Raw genomic sequence first — 25,761 nt, forward strand, 5'->3', positions numbered from 1 at the left:
CGCGATTGCGGGAGCGCGACGCGAAGCCCGCCGATCCCGCCGACGCCGGCGGGTCGGACGGGCGCGCCGTCTTCGCCGCCCGCCTGACCGCGCTGTTCGCGGCGGCGGGCGCGCCGCCGGTGAAGCAGGTGATCCGCACGGCCAATACCCGGCTGCGTCCGGGCGGCACCCCGATCACCGCGCAGCGCATCAGCGATTGGCGGCGCGGCAATCGCACCCCGGCCAGCTTCGACGCCGTCGTCCCGGTGCTGGAGGTCTTGATCCGGGAGGCCAAGCAGCGCCCGACGCAGCCCGACGCCGATCCGACGCTGCTGGATCCGGGCCGCTGGCAGGCGGATTGGCAGGCGGCGAAGGCGGCCAAGGAGACCGTGGACAGCGGTCGCATCCCGTATCGCGGGCTGGCGTCCTACCGCCCGCAGGACGCGGATCTGTTCTTCGGACGGACGGCGGCATTGCGGCGATTGTGGGATCTGATCGAGGCCGCCGAGGCCGGCGCCGAACCCGCCGTGGTGGTGTTGCTCGGTGGTCGCGGGGTCGGCAAGTCTTCGCTGCTGGCGGCCGGGGTGCGGGCCGATCCACGCGGGCGGGTGCCGGTGGTGGTGGCGCCGGGTGAGTCGGTGGCGGCCGCTCTCGCCGAACTGGGCGATGAAGACCCCGGACCGCGGCTGGTTCTTGTGGACAAGGGGCATCGGCTGTTCACCCGCTGCACGCCGGAGATGGCCGATCGGTTCCTGACCGAGCTCGCGGAGGTGGCGCGACACGACGCCGAACCGCGGGCCGCCGTCGTCTTGGCCTGTGACAGTGGGTTTCTCACGGAACTCCGCGCTCATCCGGTGACCGCGGCCGCGCTGCGGAATCCGTCGGTGCTGCTGGATCCGATGACGGATGCCGAACTGCGCGAGGCGATCACGCGGCCCGCCGCCGTCACCGGGTTGAAGGTGGAGGACAGTCTGATCGAGGTGGTGCTGCGCGACCTCGAGCCGTTGGACGCGCACAGTCCGCTGCGGCTGCCGATGTTCTCCTATGTGCTGTGGGAAACCTGGCAGCATCGGCACGGCCGCACCCTCACCCTCGACGCGTACCGCGAAACCGGCGGTATGCACACCGCTTTCGCGAAGGGCTGCGAATTACTGTGGGGCCGCCTCGGTGAGCGCGAACAGGTCGCCGTCCGCCACATCGTCCTGGCCCTGACGTTCATCGGACCGATCTCGACCCAGCGCGATCGCCTGTCGCCCGAGGTCCTCATCGACGAGGCCGAAGACCCCGACATCACCCGTGGCGTCATCGCCTGGCTGATCCGCAACCAGATCGTGGTGCGGCACAAGGACCGCATCGAACTCGTCCACGACCTGATGCTGACCGCCTGGCCGCGGATGAGCGAATGGATCAGCGAGGAAAGAGAATTCGCGGCCCTGCGCCCGCGCATCGAGGCCGACGCCCGCGAATGGGCACGCCAGCAGCGACCACCCCGCCTGCTCTACTCCCGCACCCGCCTCGAGGACGCCAACACCTGGCTGCGCCGCACCGCCACCCCCAACCGCCTGGCCCGGGAATTCCTGTCCGAGTCCACGATTCACCATCGCCGCCGGGTTCGCCGCCGCCGCGCCTGGCAGGCCGGAATCGCCGCACTGACCGTGCTGGCAGTGGTCCTGACGGCGGCCGTGCTGGTCGGCCGCACGACGGTGGCCGAGGAACGCCGGGGCGCATGGCTCGGTGAAATCATCGGCGCGTCCCAGCGCCTGGAACAGATCGATCCGGGCCTGTCGGTGCAATTGGCGTTGGCGGGCTATCGGATGAACAGCCGTGACCCGGCCGCCCAGGCGAGACTGCTGGCGGCACAGAGCCTTCCACTGAATCTGGTGTCCGCCGAGGCGCATGCCGGACCGGTCGCGAGCCTAGCCGCCGCGCCCGCGCGTCGACTGGCGGCCAGCGGTGGCGGCGACGGCACCGTCCGGCTGTGGGATCTGTCCGATGTGCGGGCGATCACCGCCGTGGGCGGCCCGCTCACCGGCCACCGCGACCGGGTGACGGGCGTCGTGTTCGCCCCGGCGGGCGACACCCTGGTCAGCGCGGGCCAGGACGGCACCGTCCGGCTGTGGGATATCACCCGGCCGCCTGATCCGCGGCCGCTCGGCGTCTTCGACCTCGGCGCGCCCGCGACCGCCGTTCGCTTCCTCCCCGGCGCGCACGCCCTGGTCGTGGCCGATGCCACCGGCGTCCTCACCACCCTCGATGTCTCCGTGCCGCACTCGATCCGGCGAATCACCGCGACCCCGGCGCACACCGGCCCGATCCGCGCCATCGCCCTCTCCACCGATCCCGTCCCGCACGGCGACACCCTCGACGACCCGGACGCGCTCCTCCCGTCGACCACCGAAAACCCTGCCGCTGGAACCGATCACACCCGAGCAACGCCGCCCGGCGCGGGCTCCCCCGCACCACCGGCCGGCCCACCCGGTCCGCTGGACGCCGAAACCCCTTCCGGAGGAGCCGATCCGTCCGGGTCGGGCCCGCCCGGCATCGATCCCGGCGCTCCGGTGCTGCTGGCCAGCGCGGGAGATGACGCGATGGTGCGGCTGTGGTCACCGGCCCCGGACGGTGGGATGACCGCCGCCGGAGCCGGATTGGCGGTGCCCGGCCGGGTGGGGGCGCTGGCGCTGGAACCCGGCGGCCTGCTGGCGGCCGGAACCGCGGACGGCGCGCTGCTCACCTGGGATGTCCGGGAACCGTCCGCGCCGCGGGCGATCGAGAAGGAGCACGAACGGCGGGTGCCGATCCTCGGACTGGCCTTCGCGCACGACGGCGAGGCGCTGGTGGCCGCCGAATCCGATGGGGCGCTACGGGTGTGGGACACCCGCGAGCCCGGGCGGGTGCTGCCGACCGGGCTGGTCATTCAGGGCAGTGCCGGTGCCATGGGCCCGCTCGCCCTGATCTCCGACACCCGCTCGGTGACCGCGGGCGCGGACGGGCACGTGGTGGTCTGGCACACGCCGCTGGTGCATGTGCCGATGCTCTTCGGCAGCGGGCTCACCGACGCCGCGCTGGCCCGTGATGGCGGGCTGCTGGCCGCCGGATCGCGCGACGGCCGAGTCCAGCTGTGGCAAGTCGACGATCCGCGACGGGCACGGCCGCTGAGCGAGATCCCCGCCGGACCGCAGGATCGGGTGGGCGTCCGAGTCGCGCTACGCCCGGACGGCGGCGTGCTCGCCACCGGCGGCGAAGGCGTGATGGCCATTACCGCTCCCACCGGCGGCGAGTCCGCCGGCGCAGGGAGCGATGCGGGCGATACTTCGGGCGGCGGCGGGAACGGTGTTGCCACCGGCGGCGAGGGCACGGTCGCCGGGAACGGCCAAGGCGGGGTGGCGGGGGGCGAGAACGCAGGCGGCGGGCTGGTGGCCGCAGGGGTGCGGTTGTGGGATGTGCGCGAGCCCTCGCGGCCGCGCCTGTTCGGGCCTGTGCTGCCCGGAAGTGTCGGGGACGTCCTGGTTTTCGGTCCGCGCGGGGATCGGCTGATCGGTGGTGGGGCGGGCGGCACGCTGCGGGTGTGGGATGTCACGGATCCCGCGTCGCCACGACCGATCGGCGCGCCGCTGTCGGGATCGGACCGCGAATTGCGGACGGCCGCGATCGCGCCGTCGGGCACACTCGTCGCCGCCGCCGACGACCTGGCTCGAATTCACCTGTGGGATTTGACCGATCCCCGGCGTCCCGTTCACCGCGCGGTGGACGCGGGCGGCGCGAATGTCGAGGTGCTGCGTTTCACCCCGGACGGCACCCGGCTGTTCGCGGGTGACGACGCGGGGATGCTCCGGGTCTGGCAGGTCGCCGATCCGGCGCGCCCGGCCGCGTCGGTGCGGGCGCACGTCGGGGCGGTGCGCACCCTGGACCTGGATCGGACCGGGCGGCGGCTGGTCTCCGGTGGCGACGACCGCACCGCACGACTGTGGGATATCGGTGCCCCGGAAGGGATTTCGACCGCGAGCGGGCCGCTGTCGGCGCCGGTGGGCTGGAGTTGGTTCGTGTTCTTCCCGCCGCGCGACGAGTCGCGGGTGTTCGCCGTCGGGGATCAGACCTCCGTGCTGTGGTTCGCCGATCCGGCGCCGGTGGCGGCACGGTTGTGCGCCGCCACCGGCGAACGGATCGGCGAAGCCCTGTGGCGGGAGATGTTTCAGACGGTGCCCTTCGTGGCGTCCTGCCCGTAGCGGGTGGCGACCAGGTGTTGCTGGCCGAAGGTCCAGGCGTTCTGGGTGACGAAGTAGAGCAGGATGGCGATCGGCATGAACGGGCCGAACAGCAGGACTCCGGCGGGGAACACCCACTGCGAGAGCATGTTCATGATGCGGGCCTGGCTCGCGGCGGCGCCGTCGGCGGGCTGGGGTTGGCGGGCCACGGCGGCGCGGGCGGTGAAGTGGGTGGCCACTGCCGCGATAATCATGAGCGGAATCGCCACGGCGGCAACGGCGGTGGTGTTCGATCCGGCGTGGGCGAGGGTGTCGGCCAGAGGTGCGCCGAAAAGCTTCGCGTTCAGGAAGGACTGCACCTGACCGGCACCGAACACGTAGTTCTCGGTGTGGCCGGGCTGGAAGGAGCGCAGCACGTGGTAGAGCCCGATGAAGACCATGGTCTGCCCGATGATGGGCAGGAACCCGGTCAGCACATTGACGCCGGACTCCTTCTGCAACTCCTGAATAGCCAGCGCCTGCTTCTCCCGGTCACCGGCATGCTTGCGCTTGATCTCCTGCACTTGCGGCTGCATCTCGGCGAGCGCGCGGGAGAACTTCAACTGCGCCACGAACGGCTTGAACAGCAGCGCGCGCAGGGTCATGACCAGGAAGACGATGGCCAGCACCCAGGCCAGACCACTGGTCGCGCCCAGGATCGACGCGAAGGCGGTGTGCCACAGCCACAAGACGGCGGACACGGGGTAATAGATGAAATCGAGCATGGCGTACCTCGCTGCGCAGCGCCCGCACATCGAGTGCGGGCGAAAAGGATTCGGATGCGAAGAGGCCTGCCGGACACACCGGTGCGACAGCACCGGAGGCGGTCAGGCCGCGAGGATGCCCGGTGCTCGGGGGCGCGGACGCCCCGGACTGTCGGGATTGCTCTGCCGCAGGAACGCGCCCCGGCGACGCTGTCCGGCGGCTTCTGCCGGACCGGTGTGCGTCTTGGCCGCGCGTAGCGGTCCACGCGCGGAGAGCAGGGCGGCGGTGACCGCGACCAGGGCGGCCGCACCCAGTACGAGCAGCGAGTTCGGAGTGGCAGCGGAGAGATACAGAACGGCCCACACGGAGACGACGAGCGCGCCCACGAGCAGCGCTGTCGACCGAATCCGCAAGACCATGCGCTCGACACTACCTGTGATCACCGCCCAGGGCACTGTGTCCCCGACCCCAGCACGGATCCATTGCCCAGCGTCCGTTGACCCCTGCACGACCGCGCCCCCGCGGCGATGACCGCGGGGGCGCGAGGATCGGGTGGGCGATCGGCCTATTCGGTGACGGTTCGCTTGATGATCATGGGTTCGGCGAGGATGCCCTCGAGAACTCCGGCGATGTGCTGGAAGTGCTCGGTGGTGAAGTGCTTTTCGAGGGCGTCGGCGTCCTGCCATTCCTCCACGACGACCATGTGCGCCGGGTCGTTGGGGTTGACGAAGGGCTGGTAGGAGATGGCGCCGGGCTCGGCCAGGGACGGTTCGATCATGGCTTCCAGGGCGGTGCGCAGGCGATCTTCCTGGCCGGCGGTGGCGCGCAGTTCGGCGACGACGTGCAGGGTCATGGTGATTCTCCTCGAGATTGCTGTCGAAATTGCCGGGTGGGGAACGGTATTCGGAGTGAACAGCAGGTCGGATCAGCGCCCGATCGGGCCCTCGCCCGCGCCGGTGGCGCGCAGGGCGGCGGCGATGGCGTCGAGGTCGGCGGGGGTCAATCGCAGTGCGGCGGCGTCGATCCAGCCGTCGATCTGCTCGGGGCTGCGGGCGCCGACGATGGCGCCGGTGACGCCGGGCCAGGTCAGCGTCCAGGCGATGGCGACCGCGGACACGGTGGTGCCGTGCGCCGCCGCGATCGGCCGCAGCGCCTCCACCAGCGCCAGGTTGCGGTCGAGTTCGGTGGTGAACTCCGGGAAACCCTTGCGCCAGTCGTCATCCGGCAGCGCGGCGACGCGTTCGGCGGAGAAGGTGCCGGTCAGCAGGCCGGAGTGCTGCGGCTGGTAGATGATGCCGCCGGTGTGATGGGCTGCGGCCCAGGCCAATTCGTCCGCCGACTGCCGCTTGAGCAGCGAGAACTGCGGCTGGATCGCGTCCACGTGGGCGATGGATTCGGCGATCTCCAGTTGCGGCACATCGTGATTGGACAGGCCGATGGCGCGCACCTTGCCCTCCTGCACCAGGTCGGCCATGGTCTGCCAGTACTCGGCGAGCGGGGTGGCCAGTGCCGGGTCGACGCCGTCGGGATCGGCGAAGTCCAGGGAGGCGCCGGTGTCGGGCCAGTGCACCTGGTACAGGTCGATGCGCTCGACTTCCAAGCGGCGCAGCGAGTCTTCGACCTCGCGGCGGACGCTGTCGGCGGCCATGATCCGCTTGGGTGCGGCGGCGCGGTCGTTCTCGTCCCAGACCAGTCCGGCCTTGGTGAACACGAACGGCCGATCGGCCTCCGACAGACCGGCGATGGCCTTGCCGACGACTTCCTCGGAGTGGCCGAGTCCGTAGACGGCGGCGGTGTCGATCCAGTTCACCCCGGCCTCGACGGCCTTGCGGATGGTGGCGATGGAATTGGCGTCGTCCTGCTGACCCCAGGTGTAACGCCAGCCCGCGCCGCCGACCGCCCACGCGCCGAATCCGATCCGGCTGATGTGCATGTCGGTGGTGCCGAGCTGTGCGGTGGGTAGGGAGGTCATTGTGTGCTCCTCGTATATTTTCGCCGTCCGTTGCGGCGTTGAGCACTACATTCGTCGCCGCCGAGCGGGGTAAACAGTGCGGCGTCTGCCTGGGCACGCCATGACCAGGGATGGAATTCGCGGGGAGCTTGTTTAATCGGAGCATGACCTTGGACCGTCGCGCCGAACTCGGTGAATTCCTGCGCTCCCGCCGCGCCCGGCTCAGCCCGCACGAGGTGGGTCTGGTCGATCACGGTGCGCGCCGACGAGTTCCGGGCCTGCGCCGCGAGGAGCTGGCGCTGCTGGCCGGGGTCAGCGTGGATCACTATGTGCGCCTGGAGCAGGGGCGCAGCCTGCAGTTCTCGGAGTCGGTGTTGGACGCGGTGGCGCGGGCGCTACGGCTGAATCAGGTTGAGCGCGACCACTTCTACCGCCTGGCCCGCCCCTGGTCGGGCGACGAACCGCCCGCCGCGCAGGAGGTCCGTCCCGGTCTGCGCCGCCTGCTCGCGGCCGCCCACGACGTGCCCGCCTACATCGTCGGCCGCGGCGTCAGCGTGCTGGCCTGGAACAGCCTGGCGGCGGCCCTGATCACCGATTTCGGCGCGCTTCCTCCGCACGAACGCAACCTGGCCCGCCTCGTCTTCCTCGACGACGGCATGCGCGACCTCTACGAGGACTGGCCCGCCAAGGCCGCCGACGTCGTCGCCTACCTGCGCCTGGATGCCGCCCGCAACCCCGGCGACTGCGAAATCGCCACCCTCATCGAGGATTTGAACACCCATAGCCCCGATTTCGCCCGCCTCTGGAACCTCCACGAAATCAAGGACAAAACCCACGGCCAGTACGTCTACCGCCACCCGATAGTCGGCCGCGTAGAACTGGGCTTCGAAACCTTCCGCCTCCCCGACGATCCCGACCAGGCCCTCGTCGCCCACCACGTGGAACCCGACTCCCCGAGCGCCGACGCCCTCCGCCTGCTCGGCTCCCTCACCACCGCCGACCACCGCTGAGAAAACACGAGCGCCGCACCGGGATTGGAGTGCGGCGCTCGTGGAGTGGCGTGATTACTTGGTGTCGCTGTCGATCTGGAGGCTGCCGCCGCCGGCGTCGATGACGCGCGTGCTGACCGACTTGCTGCCGCCGTTCTTGGTCTGCAGCGAATCCAGGACGATGTCGACCGAACCGTCGGGGTTGACCGTGCCGCCGCCGTTGGCACCGCGGATGCTCGAGTACTTCAGGACCGGGTTCTGCGTCCAATACATCTGGAACGCTTGCTGATTGCCGTAGACCTGCTGGGCGGCCGGGGTCAGCAGCTTCCAGGCGTCGGCGTAGCGGGTGTAGGTGACGTCGTCCCAGAAGGAGGACACTGCGTCCACGGCGGCGTCGAAGCTGACGACACCGGCGCTCTTGGTCTGGCCGAGGCCGGACGGCACGCCCTTGGTGGAGCTCGACGAGACCGAAGGCTTGGCCGAGGTGGAGTTGCCACCGCTACCCGAGTCGGAGTTCGACCCCGAGCCGTTCAGCAACCCGAACACGATGCCACCCGCCACCACGACGACCGCGACCAGCGCGATCCACAGCAGCTTCTTCTTGGAGCCGCCACTCTCTTCGTCGTCGTAGTAATCCGCTTGCGGCGCAGGATGATTGCGCGTCGGCGGGCCGCCGTTCATGGACGGGCGCGGCGGCGGGGTCTCCAGCAGCTGTGCCTGACTCATGGCTCCGGTCGGAATGTCGGCATTGGCCGAGGCCCGCCGATCCATCTGCCGGGCCTGGCGCGGAGCGTTGCGCGGGCCCGCGGTCGGGGCCGGGGTCGCCGGGCCCGAGCGGCGCGCGGCCATGACGCGAGTTGCCTCGGCGTCCGGGCCGAGCTCGGCGAATTCGGCCATGATGTCGCGTACGTCGAGCATGCTCGGCCGGTCCTCCGGCTCGAAGCTCAACAGCGACAACAGCAGATCCGAGAGCGGTCCGGCATTGCGCGGCTCGCTGATCTGACCGTTGGCGGCCGCGTACAGCAGCGCCAGCGGATTCGGATTGGTGCCGTAGGGCGGTTCACCCTCGAGCGCGTGAAAGAGGGTGGCGCCCAAGGCGAAGACGTCCGCGGCCGGGGTCGGCTCGGCGCCACGCGCAACCTCGGGGGCGAGGTAGGCGGCGGTGCCGGAGATGAGACCGGTGGCCGTGAGCGTGACGTCGCCCTTGGACTTGGCGATGCCGAAGTCGGTGATCTTCACCGCCCCGTTGTCGCCGAGCAGGATGTTGCCCGGCTTGACGTCGCGGTGCACGATCCCGGCGCGATGCGCGGCGATGAGCGCGCTTGCCACATGTTCGCCGATGCGGGCGACCTGTGGCAGTGGCAACGTGCCCGATGCGGACAGCACCACCGCGAGGCTCTGCGACGGCAGATATTCCATCACCAGGCACGGGTCACCCTCGTGCTCGGTGATGTCGAACACGACAATGGCATTGGGGTGCTGGAAGCGGGCCGCATTGCGGGCTTCACGCGCCGCGCGCTGCCGAACGATGTCCTTGTCCGCGTCGGACAGGCTCGGCTGCGTGATGATCTGCTTGACCGCCACGGAACGTTCGAGCCGTTGGTCCACGGCTCGCCAGACGACACCTGTGCCGCCGCTACCAATCCGTTCGACCAGGCGGTAGTGCCCTGCGATCACTTGGCCGGTTTCGATGGCACTACTCCGTGGTTCTCCGAGACGACTGTTTGACTGCGCGGTTGCCCGCGCGTTTCCCCGCACGAGTGTAGCGGGCTATGGGCGGATCGCCGACGTCAGCGTGAGATATGAGCGAGATCTCGGTGAGATCTGCGCCGCACCTGAGCAACAGCTGTGTGACCGGATACCGGAAATCCCTGGTCGGGGTGCATCTATGACGAGGCATAGACCAATTGGTTTGGTGTGTGTTTGCTCCCGCACACCGACGAGGTTCAGCTACTTTTCACGGAATCCGACGCCGCTCGAGCCAACGGCCACTCGGCGCGGAGTAGTTGCGCGGCGTCCGCTTCGTCGAGATCGACGTCGAAAACCTCGGCGAGCACCTTCGGTAGGTCGGCCACCTCCAACTCACGCACCTCCTGCGCGCCATCCGGGTAGCTGGTGGTCCAGGTGGTGCCGTCCAGCTGGTGATGCACGTCGGTATGGAAGCGCTGCACGAACGGCCGTATGGTGAACGGGGATCGGGTCGAGGTGGCGACATAGTGGTTGCCGACCGCGAGATCGATGCGGTACTGCGGCGTGGTGGCGAAGGTGTAGCGGTCGACGAAGCCGTCTGCCCCGAACTGGTACAGCGTCCACAGCTCACCGCCGACCGCGTCGAGCACCCGCTCCAATCTGAAACGCCATGCGCCCACATTGAATTCACCGCGATCCGCGACCAACTCGACCGGTTCCAGCGGTCCCCACCCGAAACCCACGTCGCACAGCCAGATCCGATCCTCGGCGCGGACCCGCAGCAGTGCGTGCGTGGCCGGGCGCAGATTCGTCGCGCCCCGGGTGACGCGGCCGGACATGGCGGTGAACTCGAAACCGAAGCGCTCCAGCACCGCGGCGAACAGGCCGACGTTCTCGTAGCAGTAGCCGCCGCGCCGCCGCCGGATCATCTTGTCCTGCAGCGATTCCAGGTCCAGGGGGACGCCGCGGCCGAGAATCACCTCCAGATTCTCGAACGGGATCGTCGTGTTGTGGGCGCGGACCAGTTCGCGCAGGGTGGCCAGTGTGGGGGTGCGCGCACCGGTGAATCCGATCCGGGCCAGGTAGGCGTCGAGGTCGAGTTCCTCGCCCAGCCAGGTGTAGGTGGGGTCCGCCGGTGTCGTCATCGCTGCCTTCCTGTCGGTCTTTGTCGCGATGATCAACTCCTGCGGGCGCGAAAGTGTTCCGGGCGGGGCACACCGGCGCAGCGGGACGGCATGCTCAGCGGGCCGGGCTCACCAGCGTGGGCAGTCCCTCGCGGTAGCTGGGATAGGTGGGCTGCCAGCCCAGTTCGGCGCGGGCCTTGGCATTGGAGACCCGGATGGAGAGATCCAGCATCTGGGCGGCGGCCAGCGGCGAGGCCATGCGCACCAGTCGCGCCGGGAGTCGGCGCGGCGGGCGCGCGCCGATGGTCTGCGCCATGGCGTCGAACATCGCGCCCCAGGTGACGGGTTCGTCGTCGACGATGTTGTACGCCTGTCCCGCCACGCCGCGTTCCAGCGCCGCGACGGTCGCGGCGGCGGCGTCCTCGATGTGGACGAAACCGATGTGGCCGGTCACCGTGTTGGGCAGCGGCAGTACTCCATGGCGCAGCGCCCGGACGAAGGTGTCCGATGCGCCCGGACCGTAGAACAGGCCGTAGCGCAAGGCGATTCCGTCGATACCGGGTGCGCGCCAGGCGCTGGCCTCGGCCTCGTGCAGCGCGGCGATGACGGCGTCGTTGACATCGCCGGGGATACGGCCGAACGGTTCCTGCTCGGTGACCGGGTTCGGGCCGTGATCGCGGAGGCCGTAGCCGAGAATCAGCGACTGGGTGAGATACCGGCGCGCCCCGGTCCGCTGGGCCAGCTCGACCAGGTGTTTGCTGCCGACCTCGCGTAACGCATTGGTGCGCAACAGGCCCGGCGCGTGATAGTGGGTGGGCGGGGAATGCCGGTAGGCGGTGAGCTGGTGGATCACCGCGTCGGCGGTGAGGCGTTCGGTGGCGCGCATCAGGTCCGAGCGGTCCATGACATTCGCCACCAGCGGGGTCGCGCCGAGCGAGCGGGCGATCTCCGCACCGCGTCCGCCGCGGGTCAGCGCGTACACCTGATGTCCCGACCTGCGCAGGGCGGTGACCAGCGGTCGTCCGATCGCCCCTGTCGCCCCGGCCACCACGACCTTCATGCGCCACTCCTCGTCTCACCGCGCGTGATTCCTCCGCAGCCTAATGTCTGAGACGGGACCAGGCAGGGGTGGACACCGGTCGGCGCGGAACCTAGCGTTGATTCATGATCGCGCTGCTGGACCGGCTGCGGCTGTTCACCATTCGCGAGTTCACCACGCACTGGGGGCGGACCGTAGCGTCGATCGTCGTACTCACCGTGTGCTCGGCCTTCCTGGTCGCTGTCATCGGCATCTCGGGCTCGTTGACCGGGTCGGTGACGCGGCTGGCGGCCGGGCTGTCCGGCACTGCGGCACTGGAGATCTCGGGGGTCACCGACGCCGGATTCCCGCAGCAGGTGCGCGCCGACGTGGCGGCGGTGCCGGGAGTGACGGCGGCCGTGCCCATGCTGCGGGCCAGCGCCGGGCCGGATGCGGATCGGTTGCTGGTGTTGGGCGTGGACGGGTCGAGCGCGGCGCTGGGCAGCGATCTGAAAGGCGCGGTGCAAGGCAACGAGGTGGCGGATCTGCTCGGCGTGCCGAACGGGGTGCTGGCCGGGCCCGCAACGGGATTCACCAAGGGGCAGCGGGTCCAGCTGGGTCCGCATCAGGTGACGATCGCGGCCGTGCTCTCGGGTAAGCAGTTGTCCGGGATCAACGGCGGGCATTATCTGGTCGCGCCGCTGCCGGTGGCGCAGCAGCTCACCGACCGGGTGGGGCAACTGGATTCGGTGCTGATCGTCGCCAAGCCGAATACCGATATCGCGCAATTGAAGTCGGCGGTCACGGCCGTGGTGGCCGGGCGGGCGCTGGTCGACACCCCGCTCGCGCGGGCGGCGCAGAGCAATAACGGCGTGGTCATGGTGCGGTTCATCGCGTCCATGGGCGCGGGACTGGCGTTCGTGGTGTCGGCGTTCCTGATCTACAACACCATGAGCATGGCGCTGGCAGGGCGGCGGCCGGTGATCTCCATGCTGCGGGCCATCGGTGCGCGGCGGCAGACCATCGTGCGAGATGTGATTGCGGAAGCCGTCACGCTCGGGTTGATCGGTGGGCTGCTCGGTGCGGTGCTGGGTGTCTTCGTCGGCCGGTACGCGATTGGGCTGCTGCCGGGCGCGTTCACCCAGATGATGGATGCGCGACTGCAATACATCCTGCCGGGCTATGCGATTCCGGTGGCGGTCGCGGCGGCGACGCTGACCAATGTGGCTGCCTCGGCGGTGGCGGCGCGGCAGGTGTACCGGGTGTCACCGGTCGAGGCGCTGGCCCCGGTCGGGGTGTCCCGCGCCGATGTGGTGTCGCGGCGGCTGCGGTTCGCGGGTGCGGCGGCGGGCCTGGCGCTGGCCGTGGTGGCGGTGGTCATCCAGCGCGCGCATCTGGGTCTGTTCGCCGCGGCCGCACTGGGTTTCGCGTTCGCCGCGGAGATTCTGCTGGCTTTCGCCCTCGCCGGGCCGATCGTGCGGGCGGCGGCGGGTGTGGCGCGGCGGCTCGGTCCGGCCGGGGTGCTGGCCGGGGTGAACGTCGACCGCGCGCCGCGGCGGGTCTGGGCGACGCTCATGACGGTGACCATCGCGGTCGGGATGACGATCACCATCACCGGCGCGAACGCGGACGCAACCCGTTCGGCCCGGGACACTTTCGCCTCTCTCGGCGACTGCGACGCCTGGGTGAGCATGTCCGCCGAGGACATGACGCCTACCACGCTGCTGCCCGATGAGGTGGTGCGCCGAGTCGAAGCCGTGCCCGGGATCGGGCGCATCGTCCAGGGGCAGATGGCCTTCGCCACCGTGGCGGGCACGAAAGCCGTTGTCTACGGCGTGGATCCAGGCAGCGACTACTCGCTGTTCCGAGCGCTCGACGCCGACACCCAGCGCCGCGTAGCCGCAGGCGAGGGCATCGTCCTCTCCCGGGATCTCGCTCGCTCCCTGCATGTTTCGCGCGGCGACGAACTGGCCATGCAAACCCCCGCAGGCGAGAAACGCACCCGTGTCCTGGCCACCGTGTCCTACTTCTCCGCCCTCGGCGGCACCGCCGCCATCAGCCTCACCCTCATGCGCGACTGGTTCGCCCGCCCCGGCTCCACCACCCTGCAAATCGATGCCGCCCCCGGAGTCGATCGCACCCACCTGATCTCCGCCCTCCGAGCCGCCATCCCACCCGAAATCCACGTCTACTCCGGCCCCGCCGCCCTCGACGGCATCAGCCGAGCCATGCAAGAGGGCCTGGTCCTCTCCCGAGTCATGCTGGTAATCGTGGCTTTCATCGCCGCCATGGCCCTCCTCAACACCCTCACCCTCGCCCTCCTGGAACGCCGCCGAGAACTGGGCATCCTCCGAGCCGTCGGCTCCAGCCGCCGCTTCGCCCTCCGCATGGTCCTAGCCGAAGCCACGGCCATCGGCCTCATCGGCGCCGCCCTAGGCGTCCTCCTCGGCCTAACCGACCAATACTTCTATTCCCTCCTGGCCACCGACACCCTCGGCATAGACGTCCACTTCCGCCCCACCCCCATCCTCCTCGTATTCACCCTCGCCGCACTGGCCTTAAGCCTCCTCGGCTCCATCCCCCCAGCCTTCCGAGCCGCCCACCTCAACATCGTCGACGCAATCAGCATCGACTGACGGACACCCCCGACAATCACTGCATGGATCCTGATCACGAGCACGATCGCTGGACGGCAACCGAGCCCGCACGCGGCTACATCCGCGCGCGATTGCTACTCCCGATCTCGGAAGAGGGTCGGCGCACGCCGATCCGTTCCGGCTATCGAGCACATTGGGCGTTTCCACCGGATTTTCATCCGGACCATCACGACGCTCCACTGACACTCGAGACGGGAAGGACCCTTGCTCCAGGAGAGGAGGCGATGGTCCGCCTCCACCCCCTCGTCCCCGACCTTTGGCCGCCGATTACGCCAGGCCTACGACTGTCGATGCTGGAGGGCTCCCGACTGGTCGGTCTCGCCGAAATCGAGGAGGCAATACCCCCGACCGACTGAGGTGTCAGCGGCGGGATCCGTCTAGTCAGATGCTCAGGCGCGCGGCCGGTTTCCGGGGAGCGTCATGACCTCGGCGGGGGTCAGTTGTGGGCGCAGAGCCAGTCGGTGCCGTAGTGGGCGGCGTTGCCGCCGTCTAGGTGGACCCAGTGGCCGTCGCCTTCGCAGGGGGCACCTTCGGTGTGGGCGGGGGTGGGGGGTGGGGTGGGGATGACGCCGGGGAGGCCTCGGAAGAGGCCGTCGGGGAGGGGGATGGAGATGCCGGGGAAGGGCTGCCAGGTGTCGGCGGAGGCGGTTGCCGTGGTGAGGAGGGGGGCTACCAGGGCGGTGGTTACCGCTGCGGTCAGTAGGGCTGCGCGACGCTTCATGGGGTCCTCCTGCGGAGACGGCTTGGAAACTGCTCTGGCAACACCACTTCTATAGGTTGCTGAGCAGTAACTGTTAGGAGGTTGATGACCAGGATCACAGGGGAGCCGTCAGGTCGGCGGAGTTAGGCCGCGCACTTGGCGTTCGGTGGGGCGGGTGGGGCGGTGTCTACGCCGGCGGCGATGTCGATGTAGTAGTCGGAGTTGCCGGCGAGGGGTTCGGTGCCGAGGAGGAGGCGTTGGACCGCGCAGCCGGATTCGAAGAAGACGGGGTTGATGCCGTGGTCGCCGGGGACGATGTTGCCTTGCAGGTCTCGGCCGGTGACGACGGTGTACAGGGAAGTCGGTTTGCCTGCGAGGGTCAGGGCGGCCCGCATTTCCAGCGACGACGTGTAAGGGACCAACGGGTCGGCGGTGCCGTGCAACAGGATGGTGTGGCGGACGCCGATGCGATTGGCGAGCAGAACCGGAGATCGGTCGATGTACGCCTGCGGGCAGGTGAAGGGAGTGCAGTTGCCTGCGTCGCGTTCGATTTCGGTGCGGATGGTGCGGCCCGCGAGATCGGCTTCCATCCAGGCGGTGACGTCACCGGCGTGACCGAAGGTGTCCACCCAGTAGTCGTAGGTGCCCGGCGGCGCATAAATGGCGGCGAGGCCGCTGGTGACGCCGCCCTGACTCCAACCCCACAGGACGGTGGGACCGATACCGGGGTGTTCACCGCGATACCACTGGGTCGCGGCGACGGTGTCGCGCCACCCGGCCCACACGTTCCACTCCCCCGTCCGCCAGACGCTGGCATCGGAGCGCTGATCCATGGTCACCAGTGCCGCACCCGTGGCGCGCACGATCGAGGCCATGTAATCGGGGAAGTCGCTCGCACTGCCGTCATGCCCGTGCACCGCAACGATGAGCGCGCGTGCGCCGCCGTCGGGTTCGTAGACGCGGCCGGTAGCGGCCTCCCCGTCCACGGTCAAAGTCACCGGGCGCATCGACACCCCGTTCGAAGGCATCGACGCCCCCTCCGGTGCGGCGCTCGAAACAGCCGGTGCCGCAATCATCGTCGCCGCGAGCAGGCCCGCGACCGTACCGATCACCCGTGCTCTTCGTCTGCGACCACCCACGATTCGCATCGTTGCACGTGGGCGCGGCCCGACCGGGTACCCACGCCGCACCGGGACGCACACACCGGGAGTCGTGTGGATTCGTGTGCCGGAGGCTAGGATTCGCCCATGCGTTCGATGGATACCGCGGAGCGGCGGGCTCGACTCGGAGTGCGGCACCGGCTGGCCGTCGAGGCGCGCACCGGGGAGGTCGAGCCGATCGTGCGGTCGATGGTCGTGCTGCACGCCACCGATCCGGCCACCGTGTACCTGTCGGTCGCGGCGCGCGGCATCGGCATCGAGCCCGGGCATCTGGAGAAGGCGCTCTACGACGATCGGACGCTGCTGCGGCTGCTGGCCATGCGCCGCACCATGTTCGTCGCCCCGCTGGAACTGCTGCCGGTGCTGCAGTCCGCCATCGCGGACGGGCTGGCACACAAGCAGCGCAAGAACTACGGCCGCTACCTCGAGCAGCAGAACGTGGTGGACGGCAACCTGCACGCCTGGTGGAACGACGTCGAGCGGGAGACGCACGCGGCCCTGCTCGCGCGCGGCTCCGCGACGGGAGCGCAATTGAGCAAGGACGTACCGCGGCTGCGCACCCAGGTCGACACCGCTCCCGGCAAGCCGTACTCCAAGCCGACCAACATCACCACCTGGATCCTGGTGGCGCTGGGCTGCGAGGGCAGGATCGTGCGCGGCCGCCCCAATGGCAGTTGGGCCAGTAGCCAATACACCTGGGCTCCCATCGAATCCTGGCTGCCGGAAGGGATTTCGGCCCCGCCGATCGAGGAGGCCCGCGCCGAGCTGGTCCGGAAGTGGTTGCGCGCCTTCGGCCCCGCACCGCTGTCGGACCTCAAATGGTGGACCGGTTGGACGCTGGGCGAGGTCCGCAAGACCCTCGCGCTGGTCGATACCGCGGAGGTGGATCTCGGCGGTGCGACCGGCCTGGTCCTGGCCGACGATCTGGAACCCACGCCCGCACCCGCACCGTGGGCGGCCCTGCTGCCCGCGCTCGACCCCACGCCGATGGGCTGGCAGTCGCGCGAGTGGTATCTGGGCCCGCATCAGCCCGCCCTGTTCGACCGCAATGGCAATATCGGCCCGACCATCTGGTGGGAGGGCCGCATTGTCGGCGGTTGGGCGCAGCGATCGGACGGGGAGATCGTCACCCGGCTGCTCGAGGATGTCGGCTCCGAGGCCGAACAAGCCATCGATGTCGAAGCCGAGCGGATGCACGCCTTCTACGGCGACGTGCGCGCCATTCCCCGCTTCCGCACACCGTTGGAACGTGAGCTCACCGCCTGATCCGCGGCGCTCCGCGGTCGGTCATCATCCGACTGCGGGCACTCTGTGTGGTTGCTGTGCACGAGTATTCGGAGAATTTCTGCGGCCCTGCCGGGCGGTAGGGGTGTTACTGTCGGAATTGTTGTTCGCACGATCCGGACTCGGACTTGGGGAGGTCCACGGGTTCGGCGAGTTTTCGGAGTGTGTCATGGCGTTCTCGAATCGGCTGGTCTCCCCGGCATCCACCCCCACCGTCACCGATCCCGAGTCCCCGCACCCCGATTCGACGGGTCTGCCGCCCGCGCCCGGCAGCGAGCCGTGGGGCGAGGCGTTCCGCGATGCCGCGATGGGCATGTGCGCGGTGCTCTCTGCGATCGACGGCCGCATCGATCCGGCGGCGCGCATGCGGGTCGCGCAGATGGCCGGTGCGCACGACGTACTGCGGCGTTTGTCCACCGACGCGTTGCGAAATCTGTTCGAGGACAATTGCGCCCGGCTGATCATGGATCCGGCGTTCGGGCACGCGTATGCGATGGCGCAGATCGCCAAGGCCACCGAATATCCCGAGCAGGCGAGCGCAGTGGTGTCGATCGGTCTGCTGGTCGGGCGAATCGACGGCGAACTCGACGCACACGCGATGACGGTGATTCGCGAGGCTTGTCAGGTATTGCACTTGGACCCACACGAATTCGGTGTGTAAAGCCCTCTGGCTTTTGCTGGACAGTGACTGGCCGCGTGCCGCATTCTTGGGACGTTTGATGCCTAGCGAGGAGATTCACTCTGCATGGCGATTCAAGGGTTCCTCAATATTCTGCTCGACACCGTCCACCCGAATCGGGGCTGGCGTTACTGCGCCTGGTGCGAAGGCACCGGTTCCGCGGGCTACACCCCGAACGGGTCGGCGATTCTGTGCACGGGATGCGGTGGCGTCGGCTGGCTGGTCGACCCGCCGGTGTATCGGCGCTGAGCAGCCGATTTACCGGCACTGAGCAGGCGATTCGTCCCCGGCCGAGTGGCACGCCGGGGACGAATTACACCACTCACATATCGAGTCCGAGATCCAGCACCCGGACCGAATGTGTGAGCGCGCCGACGGCGAAATAATCCACGCCGGTGCCCGCATAGTCGGCCGCCATATCGAGCGAAAGTCCGCCCGAGGACTCGAGTTTGGTGCGCGGCGACCGAGTATTGCGGCGCTGCACGGCCGCCTGCGTGGCCCACAGCGGGAAGTTGTCCAGCAGAACGAGTTCGACGTCTTCGCCGAGCACGGCGTCGAGCTGTTCGAGGCTGTCCACTTCGACCTCGCACTCGATGTCGGGATTCAGTTCCCGCACGGCCCGCAGCGCGGCTACCACCGAGCCCGCGGCCACCACGTGGTTGTCCTTGATCAATGCGGCATCCCCGAGGCCCATGCGGTGATTCACGCCGCCACCGACTCGCACCGCGTACTTCTGCAGTGCCCGCAGCCCCGGAAGTGTCTTGCGGCTGTCGCGAATCCGGCAGTTCGTGCCCGCCACCGCGTCGGCCCACTGCGCGGTCGCCGTGGCGATTCCGGACAGGTGGCACACCAGGTTCAGCATGGTCCGCTCGGCGGTGAGCAGTCCGCGCGTCGGCGCGACCAGGCTCAGCACCTTGTCCCCCGGCTGCACCCGGGTCCCATCGGCGACCCGAGCGGTGACCTCGTAATTCCCCGCCCCGATCACCTCGTCGAGCACCAGCAGCCCGACGTCGAGCCCGGCCACCGTCCCCGGCTGCCGAGAAGCCATGTCCGCCTTGGCAACAGCGTCCGCGGGCACCGTGGCCATGGTGGTGATATCGGGCCCGTACCGCAGATCCTCCTCGAGGGCCTTACGGATGAGCGCGATCACCTCGTCGCGATCGAGTCCAGCATCGAGGGTCATGACAGCACTCCTTCTTCGATGACTTGTCTTGTGCCCGCGGCGACCTGCCCCCACGGTTGTCCCAACTCGATGCCCTCGGCCACCAGCTTCGGCCGCCCGTCGGAGCCGAGCCGGACCGCGGTGCTGCGCCGCAACTCCTCCTGTGGCTCAGGGCAATCCGAGCGGGTGTGGCAACCGCGGGTCTCGGTCCGCGCCGCCGCCGCGACGAGCAGTGCCCGCGCGGTGAGGGTGAGCGCCGAATCCTCCAACTCGCGAACGATCGCCGCCGCCGAATCCGACCACGCACCGGTACCGCCGTCGCTGGCCGGGCAGTTCACCGCCCATTCGACGGTGATGTCCGGGGCAGCATTGTCGGCAATGAGGCCGACCATGCGGAGGATGGCGGCCCGGAGGCCGTCCCCGTCGCGGACCACCGCGGCGTGTTCGGTCATCAGTTCCTGCAACAGCTTTCGGTCCGCGCGGGGGAATCGCAGCGGGCCGACCTCGGTGATCGGAGCCGACATGCCCTGGCGTTCGGCCGCCGCCACGCCGACGCGTTCGCCGACCACCAGGCCCTCGAGCAGGCTGTTGGAGGCGAGGCGGTTCGCACCGTGCAAACCGGTCCGCGCCACTTCGCCCGCGGCATAAAGCCCGGGGACGGTGGTTCGGCCCGACGGATCGGTGCGGATGCCGCCGCACTGGTAGTGGGCGGCGGGCGCGACCGGGATCAGGTCGACGGTGGGGTCGATCCCGGCGGCCAGGCAGGAGGCGGTGATGGTCGGGAAGCGTTGCGCGAAACCGTCGATCGCGCGACCGTCGAGGTACACGTGGTCGGTGCCGAGTTCGCTCATGCGCGCCGCGATGGCCCGGGAGACCACATCGCGCGGGGCCAGATCGCCCCGCGGGTGCACGCCCGCGGTTACCGAATTGCCTTCGGAATCCACCAGAATCGCACCCTCGCCGCGCACGGCCTCGCTGATCAGCGGGCGCCGGCCGAGGCCGCCGGGCGTGAACAGCACGGTCGGGTGGAACTGCAGGAATTCGAGATCCGACACCAGCGCCCCGGCCCGCAGGGCGAGCGCGATGCCGTCGGCGGTGGCCCCGGCGGGGTTGGTGCTGCACGCGTAGAGCTGGCCGAGACCGCCCGTGGCCAGCAGCACGGCGGGCGCGTGCACGATGCCGAAACCCTGGTCCGACACCGCGATCACGCCGCGCACACCCTCGGGTCCGGTCACGATGTCGAGGACGGCCGCCCCGAAGAGCACCGGGAGCCCGGCGGCGTTGAGTGCGCGCTGCACCTCCGCGCCGGTGGCGTCGCCGCCCGCGTGGATGATGCGCCGCGTGCTGTGCCCGCCCTCGCGGGTGCGCGAAACCTCGCCGTCGCGACCGTGGTCGAAGACCGCGCCCAGGTCGGTCAAGGCCGCGACCGCGTGCTGCCCGCCCTCGACGATGGAGCGCACCGCGTCGGCGTCACACAGTCCGGCCCCGGCGATCACCGTGTCCTGGACGTGCGATTCCACCGAATCCCCGTGCGGCGCAACGACGGCGATGCCGCCCTGCGCGTACTGGGTCGAGGTGTCGGTGGGTCCGCCCTTGCTGAGGGTCAGCACCCGCAGACCGCGCAGCGAGGCGGTGCGGGCGGCGGTCAATCCCGCCACTCCACCACCCACGACCACGAGGTCGGCTTCGGCTTCCCAGGTGATGGAAATCGATGTATTCACCATTGTTCATCCCTCCCCTGACGGGGGAAGGCGGGAGCTATTCGCCGCCGCCGGGGTTGCCGATCTCGATCATGCGCTGCACCGAATTGCGAGCCAGGGCAGCGGTTTCGAGATCGACGTGGACCTCGTCGCGGTTCTCCACCAGGCAGCGGAGCAGGGCGGCGGGGGTGATCATCTTCATGTACTGGCAGGAGGCGCGGTCGTTGACGGCCTGGAAGTCGATGCCGGGGGCGGCCTTCCGCAGCTGGTGCAGCATGCCGACCTCGGTGGCGACCAGAACCTGGTTCGACTTGGCAGCCTTCGCGGCGTCGATCATGCCGCCGGTGGAGAGGATGTGCACCCGGTCGGCCGGGAACTCGCCCGCGCCCGCCAGGTAGAGAGCCGAAGTGGCGCAACCACATTCGGGGTGCACGAACAGCTCCGCGTCCGGGTGGGTACGGGCCTGCTCGTTGAGCTCGTCACCGTTGATGCCCGCGTGCACGTGGCACTCGCCCATCCAGATGTGCATGTTCTCGCGGCCGGTGATGCGCTTGACGTGCGCGCCCAGGAACTGGTCCGGCAGGAACAGCACCTCCCGGTCCGGATCGATCGAGGCAACCACGTCGACCGCGTTGGAGGAGGTGCAGCAGATGTCGGTCAGCGCCTTCACCGCGGCGGTGGTGTTCACGTAGGAGACCACCACGGCGTCCGGGTACTCGGCCTTCCAGGCGCGCAGATCCTCGGCGGTGATGGAGTCGGCCAGCGAACAGCCCGCGCGCTGGTCCGGGATGAGCACGGTCTTCTCGGGGCTGAGGATCTTCGCGGTCTCGGCCATGAAGTGCACGCCGCAGAACACGATGGTGTCCTCGGGGGCTTCCGCGGCGATGCGGGACAGGGCCAGGGAGTCGCCCACGTGATCCGCGATGTCCTGGATCTCGGGCAGCTGATAGTTGTGCGCCAGGATCGTGGCATTGCGCTCGCGCGCCAGCCGCTTGATCTCGGCAGCCCATTCGGGGGAGGCGTCCACGCCGGTGAATCCCGACGGACCGTCCGCGATGCGTTCGGTCAGCGTCAGTGTCGCGCCCGTTGCTGCAGCCATGGGATGGCTCCTTCATCTCCTGCGACCGGCCACCTCGCCGATTCGCATCCAACCGGTTTTCGACTTAGGATCGAAAACGTGGCCCATCGTAGCACCATCCACGAAACGCTCACCGCCGTGTTCCAGGTTCGTCGCTTCCCCGACACCAAACGTGCAGGTGAGAGCACTAGCGTGGGTGGGATTGCCGTTTCCGACCGCTGCCCGCCCGGTCATCGCACCGAACTCGCGGTACTGCTGTGGGAACGCGCCCTGGAACCCGCGATCGGTACCTGGTCGCTGCCCGGCGGCCGGTTGCGCGAGAACGAGGACCTCGACACCTCGGCGGCCCGGCAGCTCGCCGAGAAGGTCGATGTTCGCGAACTCACCCACCTCGAACAGGTGTGGGTCTTCAGCGATCCCGACCGGGTGCCCGGCGACCGCCGCATCGCCTCGGCCTATCTGGGCCTGGTCCCGATGACCGCCGAACCGGTCGTCCCGCACGACACCCGCTGGCATCCCGTCTCGGACCTGCCCAGCATGTCCTTCGACCACGGCACCGTCGTGCGCCACGCCCGAAACCGCCTGGCCGCCAAGCTGTCCTACACCAATATCGCCTTCGGCCTGGCCCCCGCCACCTTCACCATGTCCACGCTGCGTGAAATCTACTGCGCCGCCCTGGGATACGACGTCGACACCACCAACCTGCAACGAGTCCTGTCCCGCCGCAAGGTGATCACCCCCACCGGGGCGACCGCCTCCCCCGGCCGCGCGGGCGGGCGCCCCGCCGCCGTCTACCGCTTCACCGACTCCGAAATCCGGGTCACCGACGAATTCGCCGCGTTGCGTCCGCCCAGCTGAGCGGTGTCGCCATCGTCACCATGACCGTTATGCCGGGATCGGGTCGCGCGGTCATGAATGCTGGGTTACATTTCCCGTTGTGCCGCACTGGATCCTGAAGTGCCGGACGAGGCTAGGGAAGGTTCGAAGTTCCGGTGTTGCGGGCGGGGGAGATATTTGCCGGGTACACCGTCGAGCGAATGCTCGGCATCGGCGGCATGGGGGCGGTGTATCTGGCGCGGCATCCGCGCATGAACCGCCGAGTGGCGCTGAAGGTGCTCAATGACGACCTGGCTGCGGATCCCAAGGCGCGGATGGCGTTCGAGCGCGAATCGATCCTGGCCGTCGAGCTCGATCACCCCAATATCATTCCCATCTACGATCGCAGCAGCCCGCAGGATCCGGCGTTGTGGCTGGCCATGCGGCACATCGACGGTGGTGACGCGACCTCGCTGCTGACGCCGTGGCCCGACGGATTGCCGGTGCAGCAGGCGATCCGGCTGATCACCGATGCCGCCCACGCGCTGGATTACGCGCACAGCAAGGGCGTGCTGCACCGGGACGTGAAACCGGCGAATCTGTTGATCGAGCACGATCCGCGGGTCGGAGAACGCGCGCTGCTCACCGATTTCGGGATCGCCCGCACCCTCGACGACACCACCACGCATTCGGGTGTGGTCGCGTCGCTGGCGTACACGGCCCCGGAACGTTTCACCGATCAGCGGCCCACCGACCATCGCGCCGACATCTACTCGCTGGGCTGCACCTTCTATCAATTGCTCACCGGCTCACCGCCGTTCCCGCGCAGCAGCCAGGCCGCCGTCATCGCCGCGCACCTGGGGCAACCGGCCCCGCTGACGACGACCCGGCGACCGGATCTGCCGCGGGGTCTGGACACGGTGATCGTCACCTCGCTGGCCAAGGATCCGGGCGACCGCTATCCGACCTGCACGGATCTCGCCGAGGCCGCGCAGCGCGCGCTCGGCATGCGCGGCACGACCGGCACGCTGCGGCGTCCCACTCCCCCGCCCGAAAACCCGTCGCCCGCACCGGCATCCACCAACGGGACCAAGCCGAAACGCACTACCGGGTCCGCGCCGAAGAACGCCACCGACACCAAGCCTAAGAGCGACACGACGGACTCCCCGGTTGCGGCGGCGGGTAACCGGCGGATCAGCCGCCGCTCATTGCTGATCGGCGGTGTGATCACCGTCCCCGTCACCGCGGCCGTAGTCGCCACGGCCGTAGCCCAACTCGACTCCGGCGGCGGCTCGTCCGACGGCCCCGCACCGTCCACGTCCGCGACCCTGGACACCGTGCTCGCCGGTCACGGCGATGTGGTCCAGGCCGTGGCCTTCAGCCCCGACGGGACGCAACTGGCCTCGGGCAGTTTCGACCAGTCGGTGCGGCTCTGGGATGTGGGCACCCGCAAGCCCGCCGGTGAGGCCCTCGCCACCGGGCACGCCGTGCATGCCCTCGCCTTCAGCCCCGACGGCACCCTGCTCGCGACCGCGGGTGGCGGCAAAGGGGATTGGACGACCCAGTTGTGGGACGTCAACGCACGCCAACCGGACGGGCCGCCACTGAACCCGGGCGCCTGCACAGGAATCGAAGCCGCCGCCTTCAGCCCCGACGGGGCACTGCTGGCCGTCGGCCGGCGCGTGACCAGCAGCCCGGCGGCCCAGCTGTGGAACGTGCGGACCCGGCAACTCGACGGGCAGCAGCTCGACAGCGGCCTCGCGACCGCCGCCTTGGCCTTCAGCCCGGACGGCATGCTGCTGGCCGCCAGTCAGGGCGCGAGCATCGACAGCCGGGTGCGGCTGTGGAATACCGTGACCCGCCAATGGATTCCGGCCGATTTCGCCGGGCATCTCGGCGAGGTGGTGTCGATCGCCTTCAGTCCCGACGGGACGCTGCTGGCGACCAGCAGCCTGGACACCACCGCGCGACTGTGGGATGTGCGCAGCCGCCAGCCCCTAGGACCGCTGACCGGACACGTCGGCGCGGTGTCCGCGGTCGCCTTCAGCCCGGACGGCAAGCAGATCGTCTCGGGCGGCGTGGACAACACCGTCCGCCTGTGGGATGTGAAGTCCCGCAGCCGAATCGGGCAACCGCTGACCGGCCACACCGATCGAGTGTCATCGGTCCGCTTCAGCCCCGACGGCACACTGATCGCCAGCGGCAGTCACGACGGCACCATCCGCCTGTGGCGGGTCGCGCGGAGCTGACCTGCCACCAGCGCCGACCGGCTACCAGCGCATCATGGGCAGCGGGTTGGTCGGGTGTCTGAGCGCCCAGGCCGTGCCTGTGCGAGCGAGGAACGCATGAAATCCCAGGTAAGGCAGTTGCGCGACAACCGCTTTCACCTCGTCCCGGGTCACCGTCGCGCGCAGCAACCCCCTGCTGGCATCGATACGGTCGGCGATCCGGAAAGTTTCGACCAGCCGGTCGCCGACACCCCGCAGCCGATGATGGTCCAGCACCATCCGCCGCGCGGCCTCGACGTCTTCGATCCCGAACTCCCCCGCGTGCACCGCGACCAGCTCCGCTGAGGGTTCCAGATAATCCCAGGTCCCCGCCGTCCAGACCCCGATGTCATGGAGGGCCCACGCCAACGCGGCGACATCCGGTACGGGCTCACCCAATAGCAACTGCTGATAGTTCAACGCCCGCAACACATGATTGCGGTACACCGGCATCGCATCCCCGATCTCACCGCGATGCCGTTCCAACACGGCGTCCACGATCGGATGTGAAGTCCGAACCTGCATGTCTCCCCCTCGAGTGTCGCCGCCGGGTGTGGCCACC

General features: G+C 69.3%; 21 protein-coding genes. 8 read left to right on the plus strand and 13 right to left on the minus strand.

The features are described 5' to 3' along the window. Window positions 1–5 precede the first annotated feature (5 nt). The gene (locus ACYVN4_RS36800) at window positions 6–4,202 is read left to right on the plus strand and encodes an nSTAND1 domain-containing NTPase (RefSeq protein WP_460727393.1); all 4,197 of its coding nucleotides are present in this window, start codon (window positions 6–8) and stop codon (window positions 4,200–4,202) included. Here the strand turns inward: ACYVN4_RS36800 and yidC are convergent. The 4 genes from yidC to ACYVN4_RS36820 all read right to left on the minus strand — a co-directional run bounded on the left by yidC (window position 4,169) and on the right by ACYVN4_RS36820 (window position 6,897). Further along, complete coding sequence (gene yidC, locus ACYVN4_RS36805; RefSeq protein WP_460727395.1) at window positions 4,169–4,945, minus strand: membrane protein insertase YidC; 777 nt, start codon at window positions 4,943–4,945, stop codon at window positions 4,169–4,171. The genes ACYVN4_RS36800 and yidC overlap by 34 nt on opposite strands. Before the next feature lie 102 nt (window positions 4,946–5,047). Beyond that, on the minus strand, window positions 5,048–5,344 hold the full coding sequence (locus ACYVN4_RS36810; protein ID WP_460727397.1) for a DUF6412 domain-containing protein: 297 nt from the start codon (window positions 5,342–5,344) through the stop codon (window positions 5,048–5,050). Between the two features lie 146 nt (window positions 5,345–5,490). After that, window positions 5,491–5,778 (minus strand): putative quinol monooxygenase, encoded by a 288-nt coding sequence (locus tag ACYVN4_RS36815; protein ID WP_460727399.1) that lies wholly within the window; start codon window positions 5,776–5,778, stop codon window positions 5,491–5,493. 72 nt (window positions 5,779–5,850) lie between these two features. After that, on the minus strand, window positions 5,851–6,897 hold the full coding sequence (locus ACYVN4_RS36820; RefSeq protein WP_460727401.1) for an aldo/keto reductase: 1,047 nt from the start codon (window positions 6,895–6,897) through the stop codon (window positions 5,851–5,853). Between the two features lie 143 nt (window positions 6,898–7,040). On the opposite strand from ACYVN4_RS36820, the gene ACYVN4_RS36825 reads away from it, so the two are divergent. Continuing rightward, window positions 7,041–7,886, plus strand: a complete 846-nt coding sequence (locus ACYVN4_RS36825) for a helix-turn-helix transcriptional regulator (protein WP_460727403.1) — start codon at window positions 7,041–7,043, stop codon at window positions 7,884–7,886. Between the two features lie 54 nt (window positions 7,887–7,940). Here the strand turns inward: ACYVN4_RS36825 and ACYVN4_RS36830 are convergent, their stop codons facing one another. From ACYVN4_RS36830 to ACYVN4_RS36840, 3 genes are all read right to left on the minus strand, one after another. Further along, the gene (locus tag ACYVN4_RS36830) at window positions 7,941–9,473 is read right to left on the minus strand and encodes a serine/threonine-protein kinase (protein ID WP_460727405.1); all 1,533 of its coding nucleotides are present in this window, start codon (window positions 9,471–9,473) and stop codon (window positions 7,941–7,943) included. Window positions 9,474–9,811: 338 nt separating this feature from the next. Then, on the minus strand, window positions 9,812–10,699 hold the full coding sequence (locus ACYVN4_RS36835) for an arylamine N-acetyltransferase family protein (protein ID WP_460727407.1): 888 nt from the start codon (window positions 10,697–10,699) through the stop codon (window positions 9,812–9,814). A gap of 94 nt (window positions 10,700–10,793) precedes the next feature. Next, window positions 10,794–11,738: an NAD-dependent epimerase/dehydratase family protein gene (locus ACYVN4_RS36840; RefSeq protein ID WP_460727409.1), complete on the minus strand. Its 945-nt coding sequence runs from the start codon at window positions 11,736–11,738 to the stop codon at window positions 10,794–10,796. 104 nt (window positions 11,739–11,842) lie between these two features. Between ACYVN4_RS36840 and ACYVN4_RS36845 the strand changes: the two genes are divergently transcribed. Then, on the plus strand, window positions 11,843–14,332 hold the full coding sequence (locus ACYVN4_RS36845) for an ABC transporter permease (RefSeq protein ID WP_460727411.1): 2,490 nt from the start codon (window positions 11,843–11,845) through the stop codon (window positions 14,330–14,332). A gap of 457 nt (window positions 14,333–14,789) precedes the next feature. Here ACYVN4_RS36845 and ACYVN4_RS36850 read toward each other — a convergent pair whose 3' ends face one another. Further along, window positions 14,790–15,074, minus strand: a complete 285-nt coding sequence (locus ACYVN4_RS36850) for a hypothetical protein (protein WP_460727413.1) — start codon at window positions 15,072–15,074, stop codon at window positions 14,790–14,792. Window positions 15,075–15,196: 122 nt separating this feature from the next. Then, window positions 15,197–16,081 (minus strand): alpha/beta hydrolase family protein, encoded by an 885-nt coding sequence (locus tag ACYVN4_RS36855; protein WP_460727415.1) that lies wholly within the window; start codon window positions 16,079–16,081, stop codon window positions 15,197–15,199. A 219-nt stretch (window positions 16,082–16,300) separates the two neighbouring features. Between ACYVN4_RS36855 and ACYVN4_RS36860 the strand changes: the two genes are divergently transcribed. The 3 genes from ACYVN4_RS36860 (at window position 16,301) to ACYVN4_RS36870 (ending at window position 18,425) form a co-directional block, all read left to right on the plus strand. Further along, window positions 16,301–17,479, plus strand: a complete 1,179-nt coding sequence (locus ACYVN4_RS36860) for a winged helix DNA-binding domain-containing protein (RefSeq protein WP_460727417.1) — start codon at window positions 16,301–16,303, stop codon at window positions 17,477–17,479. A 187-nt stretch (window positions 17,480–17,666) separates the two neighbouring features. Continuing rightward, a complete protein-coding gene (locus ACYVN4_RS36865; RefSeq protein ID WP_460727419.1) occupies window positions 17,667–18,158 on the plus strand; it encodes a tellurite resistance TerB family protein in 492 nt (163 codons plus the stop codon). An 84-nt stretch (window positions 18,159–18,242) separates the two neighbouring features. Then, window positions 18,243–18,425, plus strand: a complete 183-nt coding sequence (locus ACYVN4_RS36870) for a hypothetical protein (protein WP_452399593.1) — start codon at window positions 18,243–18,245, stop codon at window positions 18,423–18,425. Window positions 18,426–18,498: 73 nt separating this feature from the next. On the opposite strand, the gene nadC is transcribed toward ACYVN4_RS36870, so the two are convergent. The 3 genes from nadC to nadA are packed head-to-tail and all read right to left on the minus strand — an operon-like array spanning window position 18,499 to window position 22,137. Beyond that, on the minus strand, window positions 18,499–19,359 hold the full coding sequence (gene nadC / locus ACYVN4_RS36875; RefSeq protein ID WP_460727421.1) for a carboxylating nicotinate-nucleotide diphosphorylase: 861 nt from the start codon (window positions 19,357–19,359) through the stop codon (window positions 18,499–18,501). Next, entirely contained in the window at window positions 19,356–21,062 is a 1,707-nt protein-coding gene (locus tag ACYVN4_RS36880; protein ID WP_460727423.1) for an L-aspartate oxidase, read from the minus strand. Before ACYVN4_RS36880 ends, nadC begins: the two co-directional genes overlap by 4 nt. Before the next feature lie 34 nt (window positions 21,063–21,096). After that, the gene (gene nadA / locus ACYVN4_RS36885) at window positions 21,097–22,137 is read right to left on the minus strand and encodes a quinolinate synthase NadA (RefSeq protein WP_460727425.1); all 1,041 of its coding nucleotides are present in this window, start codon (window positions 22,135–22,137) and stop codon (window positions 21,097–21,099) included. A 78-nt stretch (window positions 22,138–22,215) separates the two neighbouring features. On the opposite strand from nadA, the gene ACYVN4_RS36890 reads away from it, so the two are divergent. Next, window positions 22,216–22,974, plus strand: a complete 759-nt coding sequence (locus tag ACYVN4_RS36890) for an NUDIX hydrolase (RefSeq protein WP_460727427.1) — start codon at window positions 22,216–22,218, stop codon at window positions 22,972–22,974. A gap of 134 nt (window positions 22,975–23,108) precedes the next feature. After that, the gene (locus ACYVN4_RS36895; protein ID WP_460727429.1) at window positions 23,109–25,181 is read left to right on the plus strand and encodes a WD40 repeat domain-containing serine/threonine protein kinase; all 2,073 of its coding nucleotides are present in this window, start codon (window positions 23,109–23,111) and stop codon (window positions 25,179–25,181) included. A 21-nt stretch (window positions 25,182–25,202) separates the two neighbouring features. On the opposite strand, the gene ACYVN4_RS36900 is transcribed toward ACYVN4_RS36895, so the two are convergent. Beyond that, window positions 25,203–25,724, minus strand: coding sequence for a hypothetical protein (locus tag ACYVN4_RS36900; RefSeq protein WP_460727431.1), 522 nt, complete (start codon window positions 25,722–25,724; stop codon window positions 25,203–25,205). Between the last annotated feature and the right edge of the window lie 37 nt (window positions 25,725–25,761).

The sequence above is a fragment of the Nocardia heshunensis genome (assembly GCF_054782115.1).